Raw genomic sequence first — 11,565 nt, 5'->3', positions numbered from 1 at the left:
GTCGAGGCGGCGCTGCGCGGCCACCCGGCGGTGACCGCCGCCGCGGTCAGCGCCCACCGCCTCGGCACCGACCGGCGGCTGCAACTCGTCGCCCACCTGGTGACCGGTGACGGCGCCGTCCCGGATGCCGAGGAGATCCGTACCCATCTGGCCGGCCGGCTGCCCCGCGCGGCCATCCCCACGCTGCTGGTCCCGGTCGCCGCCCTGCCCAGGACGGTTGGCGGCAAGCTGGACCGCAAGGCCCTGACCGTGCCCGACGACATCGGGCAGCAGCTTCCGCACCGCCGGGAGGCGGTGGGCCCGCGCACCGAAACCGAGCGGCGTGTCGCGGCCGTCTGGCAGGAGGTGCTGGGCATCACCGGCATCGGGGTGCACGACGACTTCTTCGCCCTCGGCGGGCATTCGCTGCTCGCCGTCCGCCTCGCCCTGCGGATCGGTGCCGAACTCGAAGCCGACCTGCCCCTGCACGAGGTGTTCGCCCATCCGACCGTCGCCGAACAGGCCGGGCTGATCGACAGCCGTACCGCAGAGGGTCCGGCCGGCCAGGCCATCCCCCGGGCCGGGCGCGGGGAGACCGGCGTCCTGCCGGCCTCGCATGCCCAGGAACGCCAGTGGTTCCTGTGGCAACTCGATCCGGACAGCGCGGACTATCACGTTCCGTGGGGTTATGAGATCGCGGGCGATCTGGATGTGGCGGTGTTCGGTGCTGCTGTGGATGCCCTGGTGGAGCGGCATGAGGTGTTGCGGACGACGCTGGAGGCGGCCGAGGACGGGGGTGTGGTCCAGCGGGTGGGTGTCCCGTGGCGTACTGCTCTGTCCGTGGAGGAGGCGGCGGAGGGGGATCTGCCCGGGCTGATCGGCCGGGTGGTGCGGGAGCCGTTTGACCTGGGTTCGGGTCCGGTGCTGCGGGTGCGTGTGTGGCGTACGGCGCCGGAGCGGTTCGTCGTGGTGTTTGTGGCGCATCATGTGGCGGTTGACGAGTGGTCGCTGGGGGTGTTCGAGCGGGAGTTGTGGGCGCTGTACCGGGCCGGTGGTGATGCGGCGGGTGCCGGGCTGCCGGAGCTGGAGGTGCAGTACGCCGATTACGCGCTCTGGCACCGCCGGCAGGTGGCGGACCGGGCGGAGGAGGACCTGGCCTACTGGCGGCGGACCCTGGACGGCGCCACCCCCACCAGGCCGCAGCCGCGCACGCCGGCCACCGCGCCGGCCACCGCGCCGGCCACCGCGCCGGACACGGAGGCGGGCGCCGGAGCGTGCTCCGGCACTGTCCCGGCGGCGGAGCTGGCGGGGCTGGAGGGGGTGCGTGCCCGGGCGGGGGCCACCGAGTTCATGCTTTATCTGGCCGTCTACGCCCTTCTGCTGGCCCGTCATTCGGGTCAGCGGGACATCACCGTGGGGGTTCCGGTCTCCGGGCGGACCCATCCGGACACGGCCCCGTTGCTGGGGTTCTTCGTCAATACTCTGGCGCTGCGGCTCACCGTGCGGCCCGAGGACGATTTCCCCGCTCATCTGGAGCGGGTGCGCACCGCGGTCCTGGAGGCGTTCGCCCATCAGGAGGCGCCCTTCGAGCAGGTGGTCCGGGCCGTGGCGCCGGACCGCGCCGAAGGCGCCAACCCGCTGTTCCACACCATGTTCTCGTTCTCCTCCGGGGGGCGGCCCGCCGATGGCACACCGGACGGTCTGACCCTCGGTGATCTGCCGCTGGAGGGCGCGGGCAGCCACTTCGACCTTTCCTTCGGCAGTACGCGCACCGCCGACGGACTCCGCCTCGACCTGGAGTTCAGTACCGGGGTCTATGACGAGGAGACGGCCGGGGAGTTGCTGCGGTCCTATACCGATCTGCTGCGCGCCCTCGACCGGGCGCCCGGTACCGCCGTGGCGGAGCTGCTGCGGGCCGGTGAGCGTGAACAGCGGCGGATGGCCCCCTGGACCCGGGACAGCGCCGAGCACCCGGTGTCCGGTCTTCCGGTGCATGAGCTGTTCCGGCGGGCGGCGGCGCGGTGGCCGGATGCGGTGGCGGTGGAGTCGGGTGCGGGGCGGCTGAGTTTTGCGGAGCTGGATGCGGGCAGTGAGGTGCTGGCCCGTCGTCTGGTGGCTGCGGGTGCGGGGCGTGGTGCGGTGGTGGGTCTGCATCTGCCGCCGGGGGCCGATGCGGTGACGGCGGTGTGGGCGGTCTGGAAGGCCGGCGGTGCCTTTGTGCCCCTGGATCCGGAGCTGCCGGGGGCCCGGCTGGAGCTGATGCTGGAGGACGCCGCACCCGCCGTGGTGGTGACCAGGGATGCCGGGGTTCTGCCCGGTTCGCGGCGCTGCCTGTCCCCGGAACCGGGGTTCGGTGCGCAGGGGCGGGGGGTGGTGCTGCCGCGGGTCGGGCCTCGGGATCTCGCCTATGTGATGTACACCTCCGGCTCCACCGGCCGCCCCAAGGGCGTGATGACCGACCACGGCGGACTGACCCACTACGCCGAGAGCCGGCTGCTGCCCCGCCTGCGGGAGGCGGGCCTGCGGCCCCACGCCCGGGTGGTCACAGGCACTTCCGCGTTCATCTCCGACTTCTTCCTGGGATTTTTTTTTTTTCCGGCACCGAGGGCCGTGACCCCCGGCATCTGGTGGAGCGCGCCCAGGACCCGGACCGGGCGGTGGACAACATCGGCGCCACCACCTCGCAGATCCAGCTTCTCGTCGAGGCCGGACTGCTGGACGCCCCCCACCCGCCGCAGATCGTCACCGCGGGCGGCGAACCCTGCCCGCCCGACCTGTGGCGGGCACTGGCCGCCCACCCCGGCGTCACCGCCTACGACACCTACGGCCCGACCGAGGCATCGGTCGACGCCACCCGCGCCGAGATGACGGCCGGCAGCACCCCCGTGATCGGCCGGCCCTACGGCAGTGCCCGGGTGCATCTGGTGAACGAGCGGCTGGAGCCGGTGCCGCCGGGCACGGCCGGGGAGATCGTCATCGGTGGTCCTGGTGTGGGGCGGGGGTATCTGAACCGGCCCGGGGTGACGGCCGGGGTGTTTGTGCCCGATCCGTTCGGCGCGCCGGGGGAGCGGCTGTACCGCACCGGCGATCTGGGGCGTTATACGGCGGACGGGCAGATCGAGTTCCTGGGGCGCAATGACCACCAGGTGAAGATTCTGGGCCAGCGGATCGAGCCGGAGGAGGTCGAGGCGGCGCTGCGCGGCCACCCGGCGGTGACCGCCGCCGCGGTCAGCGCCCACCGCCTCGGCACCGACCGGCGGCTGCAACTCGTCGCCCATCTCGTCATGGCCGAGGGGCAGGCCGCCCCGGACCACGACAGCATCCGGGACCATCTGGCCGGCCGGCTCCCGGCCGCGGCCGTCCCCGCACTGCTGGTCCCGGTCGAGGCACTGCCGATGACCCCCGGCGGCAAACTCGACCGCAGGGCACTGACCGTGCCGGACGGCCTGGCGGCCGGGCCGTCGCCCCACCGGGATCTCGTGCCCCCGCGCACCGGGACCGAGCGGCGTGTCGCGGCCGTCTGGCAGGAGGTGCTGGGCATCACCGGCATCGGCGTGCACGACGACTTCTTCGCCCTCGGCGGCCACTCGCTGCTCGCCGTCCGCCTCGCCCTGCAACTGAGCAAGGAGTTCGGCACCAGGATTCCGCTCGCCCACCTCTACACCGCCTCCACGGTCGCCGGCCAGGCGGCCCGGGTGGCGGAGCTGCCGCCGCACCGCGAGGCGCCGGACGGCCGCAGCGTCGTCCCCCTGGGCGGCACCCCGGGCGAACGCCCCCTGGTGCTGGTCCACCCCCTGGGCGGCACCCTGTTCTGCTACCGGGACCTGCTGGACGGCCTGACCGCCCCCTTCGAGGTCTACGGCGTGCAGGGCGACGTCGGCGGCGCCGCGGGCCCGCCGGCCACCGACCTCGCCGCCCTGGCCGGCCGCTACGCCGGGGAACTGGCGCCGGTCCTCGGCGACCGGGCCCCGGTGATCGCCGGCTGGTCGGCCGGCGGAGTGCTCGCCCACGAACTCGCCCGGGCACTGGCGGGCCGGGGCGTGCACGCCCACCGCCTGGTGCTGATCGACTCCCACCCCCAGCACGCCCAGGCCGCCGAGGACACCGAGGACACCGAGGCGGCCGAGGCCGCCGCGGCGGACCTCGCCGCGCTGGACGCCCTCCGCGACCGGGTCGCCGCGCAGGGGCCCGGAGCGCTGCTGGGCGCCGACGACGCCGACCGCCTCTTCGCCACCCTCGGCGTCGACCCGGAGGAGGTGGCCGGACTCGATGCCGCCACCACCGCCACGCTGATGGGCTTCTGGCGCGACATGCTCGCGGGCCTCACGGCCCACCGGCCGGCCGCCTTCGCCGGCCCGGCGGAACTGCTTCTCGCCCGGGGGGACGGCAACGGCCCCGTGGACGACCGCGCGGTGATCGCCGCCTGGCGGGAGCTGACCGGCACCCTCACGGTCACCCGCGCCGACGGCGACCACTTCCAGCTTCTGCGCCGCCCCTGGGTGAAGGCCGTCGCCGACGCCCTCCGCGGCCCCACCGGACAGACAGGAGAATGACGTGCTGGTCCTAGGAATCAGCGGACTCGACCGGGCGAGTGCCCTCAAGAAGAAGATGCTGCCCGGACTCGACTGGCGGGAGCAGCGCCTGGTGCAGGGCCTGGACTCGGCCGCCGCCCTGGTGGACGAGAACGGCGTCGTCGCGGCCTCCGCGCAGGAGCGGCACGACGGCGACAAGGGCACCGGGGCGTTCCCCGCCGACGCCGTCGCCGCCTGTCTGCGCATGGCCGGCGCCACCCTGGACGATGTGGACCTCGTCGCCCACGGCTTCCGCTACACGCCCTCCCCGACCTTCGAGCTCGACGACTACCTGCGCCGCTGGTACCGGGAGGTCTACAGCGAAGAGGTCCAGCGGGAGGTGCTGGGCGCGCACTACCCGGACCAGGACTGGCGGCGCAAGCTGGTCCGCGTCCCGCACCACCTGGCCCACGCCGCCAGCAGCTACCACCTCAGCGGCTTCGCCGACGCCACCGTCCTGGTGGCCGACGCCATGGGGGAGTCGGAGTCCACCTCGCTGTTCCGCGGAGACGGCGGCCAGCTGCGCTCCCTGCGCGGCTACCCGGTCTCCGCCTCCCTGGGCATCCTGTACAGCGTCGTCACCCAGTATCTGGGCTTTCTGCCCGGCATGGACGAGTACAAGGTGATGGGGCTCGCCCCCTACGGCGACCCCGGCGCCTTCCCGGACGCCGGCCCGCTGGTGACGCACCGGCCCGGCGGCCGGCTGACGGTGCCGCTGCTGGCCCACGACCGGACGCCGGAGGAGCGGGAGACCCACCGGGGCGCCATCCGCCGCCTGGAGGAGCTGTTCGGGCCCGCCCGGCACCCCGACGCCCCGGTCGAGCAGCGGCACATGGATATCGCCGCGGTGCTCCAGCGCGCGCTGGAGCGGAGCCTGCTCTTCGTGCTCACCGAGGGCTTCGCCGCGACCGGCGCCGAGCCGTCCCGCAATCTGTGCATGGCCGGCGGGGTGGCGCTGAACTGCACCGCCAACGGGCTGATCGCCCGCAGCGGGCTGTTCGACGACGTCTTCGTCCAGCCCGCCGCCGGTGACGACGGAACCGCGCTCGGCGCCGCACTGCATGTGCTGCGCGAACATGTGCCGTCCGCCCCGCGGCCGATGAGCATGACCATGCCGTACTGGGGCGAGGAGTTCGGCGAGGCGGAGACCGAGCGGGCCCTGGAAACCCTGGGGCCCGGCCACCGGGTGCGCCGCCTTGCCGACGGGCAGCTGCTGAAGGAGGTCTCCGCCCTGATCGGTTCCGGAGCGGTGGTCGCCTGGTACCAGGGGCGCATGGAGTTCGGCCCGCGGGCCCTGGGCAACCGCAGCATCCTGGCCGACCCGGCCGCGCCCGGCATGCGCGCCCATCTGAACGCGGTGGTCAAGCAGCGTGAGGAGTTCCGGCCCTTCGCCCCGGCGGTGGCGGCGGAGGAAGCGGGCGAGTACTTCGAGATCGAGCCCGGCCGGGAGCGGCTCTACCGGCACATGCTGTTCGTCACCCAGGTGCGGGAGAAGTACCGCGACCGGCTGCCGGCCATCACCCATGTGGACGGCTCGGCCCGGGTGCAGGTCGTCGAGCGGGACTCCGCACCCCGTTTCCACGCGCTGATCCGCCGGCTCGGCGACGACCTCGGCATCCCGATGGTGCTCAACACCTCCTTCAATCTGAAGGGCCAGCCGATCGTCCGGACGCCGCTGGACGCCGTCGCCACCTATGCCCGCTCCACCCTGGACGCCCTGGCCATCGGGGACTGGCTGGTGGTCCGGGAGCCCGCGGGCCCGGCCGGAACCGGAGGCACCGATGGCTGAGCCGACCGGAACGGCCGGCCCGGCCGGGGACCGGGACGGCACCGCGGAGGGCCTGCGGGAGGCGGTCACCGGGATCTGGTGCGCCGTCCTGGGCGTGGACCATGTCGGCCCGCAGGACGACTTCTTCCTGGAGGGCGGCGACTCCGGGCTGGCCGTGGAGACCGCCCTCAGCCTGCGCGCCCTCACCGGCACCGAACTCGACCTGGACATCCTGTACCAGTACCCCCGGTTCGGGGAGCTGCTCGCCGCGCTGACCGGGCCCCCGGCCACGGCCACGGGCGAACAGCGCCCGCTGACCCCAGCCGAGGAAAGGCTGTGGATCGCGGAACGCCTGCGTCCGGGCTCGCCCCAGTACCACATCGCCGCGCTCTACCGCTTCCCCGGCGGCATCGACGTGCTGCGGCTGCGGGCCGCGCTGGACGCCCTCGCCGCCCGCCACGGCGCCCTGCGCCGCGGATTCGAGGCGCCGGGCCGGGCCGTCACCGCGGAACGGGTGAGCGTGCCCTGCCGCTGGCTGGACGCCCGCGGCGTGCCGGAGCCCGCGCTGCGGGAGCTGATCGACGACTACGCCCGCGCGCCCTTCGACCTGTCCCGCCCGCCGCTGCTGCGCGCCCTGGCGGTGGACCGCGGCGACCAGGGCACCCTGCTGCTGCTCACCGTGCATCACCTGGTGTGCGACGGCGCCTCGCTGGCCCTGCTGGAGGACGGCCTGGGGCGGCTGTACTCGGCGGCGCCGGGGCCCGGCGGGCAGCAGGCCGCGCCGCCCCGGGAGCGGCCCTCCGCCGCCGCCTCCCGGCTGCTCGACCGGGACGAGTCCCGTGCCTGGTGGCGGCGGACCCTGGCCGGCTGTCCCCGGGGCATCGCCCTGCCGCACGACCTGCCGCGGCCCGCCGTGCCGGACGGCGCCGGCGCGGTGCACACCCTGGTCTGCGACCCGCAGCTGCTGGACCGGATGGCGGAGATGGCCGCCCGGGAACGGCTGAGCCCCTACATGACCTGGACCGTCGCCTATGCCGCCGGCCTGCTGGCGCTGACCGGCCAGCGGGATCTGGTGGCCGGCGTGGCGGTCTCCTCCCGCAGCGGCGAACAGCGGGACGAGATCGGCATGTTCGTGGACCCGCTGCCGCTGCGGCTGCGGCTCCCGGAGGGCGTCACCGCCCGTGACCTGGCCCGCCAGGTGCGCCGGGGCCTCACCGAGGCGCTGGCCCACCAGGGCGTGCCCTTCCAGGCCATCGTCGCGGAACTCGGCGCGCAGGGCGAGCCCGGCCGGGCCCCGCTGGTGCAGACCGGCCTGACCTATCTCGACGCCTCCGGCTGCGTGCTGCGGCTGGACGGGCTCCGGGCACGGCGCGAACTGCTGCCGACCGGCACCGCCAAGTACGAGCTGCTGTGGTCGGTGACCCGGCAGGCGGACCGCACCGTCGCCGAGTTCGAATACCTCAGCGGGCTGTTCTCCGCGGAGCGGGCCGCGGAGGCGCACACCGTCATGATGGCGGCGGCCCAGGCGGCCTTCTCCCGTCCGGACGAGCCGCTGCGCGCCCCCGGCCCCGCCCCTGTGCCCGTGCCCGGCCCCGTGCCCGCCCCCGTCTCCGGCCCCGTGGCCGCCGGCGGGCGGCCCCTGCCGGAACTCGTCCGGCTGCACGCCCGGCAGCGGCCGGACGCCCCGGCCCTGCGGCACCGGGACACCGAGCTCAGCTACCGCGAACTCGACGCCAGGGCCCTGGCCGTGGCCGCCGGGCTGCGGGCGGCCGGACTCGGCCGCGGCTCGGTGGTCGCCGTGCCGATGCCGCGCGGCGCCGGGACCGTCCTCGCCTGCCTGGGCATCCACTACGCCGGCTGCGCCTATCTTCCGCTCGACCCCGACCAGCCGCCGGACCGCCTCCGCACCGCCGTGCGGGGGGTCGCGGACGCGGCTCTGGTGGCGGGGCAGGCCCCGCCCGGGCTGCCGCCGGAGCTGCCCCTGCTCCGCCTGGAGGATATGCCCGCGGACCCCGCGGGGCGGGCCGCCGGGACCGTTCCGGTGCCGGTGACCGGCGAGGACATCGCCTATCTGATGTCCACCTCCGGCTCCACCGGGCGCCCCAAGACGGTGGTGATCCCGCACCGCGGGATCAGCCGGCTGGTCCCCGACGCCGAGGGCCTGGCCATCCGCGCGGACGACCGGGTCGCCCATGTGTGCAATCCGGCGTTCGACGCGGCGACCCTGGAGGTCTGGGGCGCGCTGGGCGCCGGCGCGCTGCTGGTGGTCGGCGACAAGGAGGACGTGCTGTCCCCGGCCCGGCTGCGGGCCTTCCTCGCGGAGCACCGCATCACCGTCCTCGGCCTGCCCACCGCGCTGCTCAACACCGTCATCGACTTCGCCCCGGACGCCCTGGGCGGGGTCCGGCTGCTGGTCTTCGGCGGTGAGAAGGCCGACGAGGAGCGCCTGGCCCGGCTGCTGGCCGGCCGTCCGCCGGCCCGGGTGGTGAACGTCTACGGCCCGACGGAGAACACCACGGTGAGCACCCTGCAGCAGGTCACCGCGGCGGACCTGGAACCGGGCCCGCTGCCGATCGGACGCGCCCTGTCCGGCTCGACCGCCCATGCGCTGGGGCCCGACGGCCGGCCGGTGGCGCCCGGCGAGGAGGGCGAGCTGTATGTCGGCGGGGACGGCCTGGCCCACGGCTATCACGGCAACCCGGCCCTCACCGCCGCCTCGTTCGTGCCCGACCCCTTCGGCGGCCGGGCCGGGGGACGCCTCTACCGCACCGGGGACCGGGTGCGCCCGCGGCCCGACGGAACGTTTCTCTTCCTCGGCCGGACCGACGACCAGGTCAAGGTCCGCGGCTTCCGGGTGGAACTCGGCGAGATCGAACTGGCGCTGCGCTCCCTGCCCGGCGTCACCGACGCGGTGGCCTTCGCCCGGGCCACCCCCGACGGCACCGAACTGCTGGCCTGCGTCGCGGGCGGGGCCGGCCTGCCCGACGCCGCCGCTCTCACCGGGGAACTGCGCGGCACACTGCCGCCCTACATGGTCCCGGCCGTGGTGGTCACCGACCGGCTGCCGCTCAACGCCAACGGCAAGGTGGACCGGGCCGCGCTGCTGGCGTGGCTGCCCCGCGACCTCCCCCGCCCCGGTGCCCCCGGCGGCGGTGCCGCGGGCACCGATCCCGTCGCCGAGGGAGTCACCGCCCTGTGGTGCGACGCCCTCGGCGTGGACCGGGCCCACCCGGACGACAGCTTCGTCGCCGGCGGCGGCCACTCCATCAAGGCGCTGAAGCTGCTCGCCCGGGTGGACGAGAAGTTCGGCACCGCCGTGGACCTTGCCGACTTCTTCGCCGACCCCACCCTGGGCGGGCTGATCGCGGCCGTCCGGCAGGAGGACGGCGGACCGGCCGGCCGGCCCCCCGCGGCCTCCGGCTGAGCCCCGGCCCGCCCGGCCCGGCCCGGTACCGCACCGCACCGCACGACAGCACCACCGCAGACAGCACCGCACAGCACCGCGTCACATCAGTACGCACCCTGCGACCGAAAGGGAACGACCATGAGCGAGTCCTCGACCACCACCGCGGCCGAGCCGTACGAGGTCGTCGTCAACGACGAGGAGCAGTACTCCATCTGGGCCGCGGGCCGGCCGCTCCCGGACGGCTGGCACACCGCCGGGGTGCGCGGCACCCGCGACGAGTGCCTGGCCCACATCGAAGAGGTGTGGACGGACATGCGGCCCAAGAGTCTCCGCCTGGCCATGGGCGAGCGCTGACCACCGACTGAGCGGATCCGGCCGGCGGCAGGCCGCCGCGGCGCCGCCGCCGGCCCGCCGCGCCCGGCACCTGCCGGCCGGCCGAGAAGGAGAGAGCACATGTGGAGACTGCTCCGCACCAACCGCCGCTTCCGCAGGCTGTTTCTCAGCGAGGCGGTGACCAGCTTCGGTGAGACCGCCGTCTACCTTTCCCTCGCCATCTGGGTCAAGGACCTCACGGGTTCGGACGCCGCCGCCGGCCTCGTCTTCCTGGTCATCACGGTGCCGGGGCTGGCCGCACCGCTGCTCGGCCATGTCGTCGACCGGGTCCGCCGCCGGCTGCTGCTGCTGCGCATGTACCTGTGCATGGCGGTCCTTGTCCTGATGCTGCTCGCGGTACGCGGCCCCGGCCAGGTGTGGATCATCTACCTGGTCACGCTCGGCTACGGGGTGTTCTCCGCGACCCCGGTCCGGCCGGCGCTGCTGAAGGACGTCCTGCCCTCGGCGGACGCCGCCGCCGCCCGCTCGCTGATCATCACGGTGCGCGAAGGCGTGCGCATCGTCTCGCCGGCCCTGGGCGCCGGGATCTACGCCCTGTTCGGCGGCAACGCCCTGGCCGTGCTCGGTGCCGGCACCTTCCTGGTGGCCGTACTCCTGCTGGCCTCCATCGACATCACCGAATCCGATCCGGAGCCCGCCGGGGAACCCTTCCGCACCTCGGTGGTCGCCGGATTCCGCTTCATCCGCCGGGTGCCGCTGCTGCTCCGGCTCGCCCTGGTGACCATCACCTTCATGGCGGTCATCGGCCTGCTGGAGACCGCCGTGTTCGCCGCGAACGACAAGGGACTGGGCCAGCAGGCCGCCTTCCTCGGCGTGATCACCTCCCTCCAGGGAGGCGGCTCCGTCCTCGGGGGCATCCTGGCCGGCCGGATCGTGCAGCGGTCCGGCGAGATGCGGGCGAGCAGCGCCGGATACGCCCTGATGGCCGTCGGCCTGCTGCTGTGCCTGTTCCGGGAGGTGCCGCTGTTCCTGGCCGGGGTGGTCTTCTTCGGACTCGGCCTGCCCTTTGTGGTGGTGTCCCTGGGCACCGCCCTGCATCTGTACACGCCCTCGCGCATGCAGGGCCGGGTCAACGCGGCCTTCGGCAGCGTCACGGAGGCCGCGCAGGCGATGTCCATCGCCGCCGGAGCGGCCCTGATCGGCGTGATCGACTACCGCGTCATGTACCTGGTGATGGCCGGCACGGCCGTGGTGTGCGCCGTCTCCAACCTCGCCGCCCGGCCCCCGGTGCCCGAGGTGGCCACCTCGGTGGCCGACACGGACGGCCCCGCCGCCGCCCCGGCGGACGCCCCGGAGCGGAAGCCGGTACCGGCCGCCGGCCCCGGGACCGGGACGGGGGCGGGCACCGGGACCGGCACCGGCCCCGAGAACCGGGCCGGGGACGGCGCTTCCTGAGTCCCGGCCGCACCGCCGCACCGTGCCACCCCCCGCCCACCGGCAGAGCCCGG

The 11,565-nt window shown here is 74.8% G+C and carries 5 protein-coding genes and 1 pseudogene; all 6 read left to right on the top strand.

The genetic code is table 11. From position 1 onward, the window contains the following. Positions 1–12: 12 nt before the first annotated feature. Positions 13–2,547 (top strand): annotated as a pseudogene (locus BM242_RS30580) (condensation domain-containing protein); the annotation flags it as partial. Positions 2,548–2,636: 89 nt separating this feature from the next. Then, on the top strand, positions 2,637–4,532 hold the full coding sequence (locus BM242_RS24360) for a thioesterase domain-containing protein (RefSeq protein WP_175541559.1): 1,896 nt from the start codon (positions 2,637–2,639) through the stop codon (positions 4,530–4,532). A gap of 1 nt (position 4,533) precedes the next feature. Continuing rightward, on the top strand, positions 4,534–6,339 hold the full coding sequence (locus BM242_RS24355) for a carbamoyltransferase family protein (protein ID WP_093841081.1): 1,806 nt from the start codon (positions 4,534–4,536) through the stop codon (positions 6,337–6,339). Next, positions 6,332–9,742 carry a non-ribosomal peptide synthetase gene (locus BM242_RS24350; protein WP_175541558.1) on the top strand — a complete coding sequence of 1,137 codons (3,411 nt, stop codon included), beginning with the start codon at positions 6,332–6,334 and terminating at the stop codon, positions 9,740–9,742. The genes BM242_RS24355 and BM242_RS24350 overlap by 8 nt, the downstream gene beginning before the upstream one ends. A gap of 120 nt (positions 9,743–9,862) precedes the next feature. Continuing rightward, complete coding sequence (locus BM242_RS24345; RefSeq protein ID WP_093841079.1) at positions 9,863–10,078, top strand: MbtH family protein; 216 nt, start codon at positions 9,863–9,865, stop codon at positions 10,076–10,078. Between the two features lie 99 nt (positions 10,079–10,177). Further along, positions 10,178–11,512, top strand: coding sequence for an MFS transporter (locus BM242_RS24340; protein WP_093841078.1), 1,335 nt, complete (start codon positions 10,178–10,180; stop codon positions 11,510–11,512). The last annotated feature ends 53 nt before the right edge of the window (positions 11,513–11,565 follow it).

This window comes from Streptomyces aidingensis (assembly GCF_900112355.1).
GTDB lineage: Bacteria > Actinomycetota > Actinomycetes > Streptomycetales > Streptomycetaceae > Streptomyces > Streptomyces aidingensis.
Note: the sequence above shows the minus strand (reverse complement) of the source record. Positions and strands in the feature narration are given on the sequence as shown.

Coding starts and splice junctions, on each gene's coding strand:
- BM242_RS24345 (WP_093841079.1), top strand. CDS start 9,863: ATGAGCGAGTCCTCGACCACCACCGCGGCCGAGCCGTACGAGGTCGTC.
- BM242_RS24340 (WP_093841078.1), top strand. CDS start 10,178: ATGTGGAGACTGCTCCGCACCAACCGCCGCTTCCGCAGGCTGTTTCTC.
- BM242_RS24350 (WP_175541558.1), top strand. CDS start 6,332: ATGGCTGAGCCGACCGGAACGGCCGGCCCGGCCGGGGACCGGGACGGC.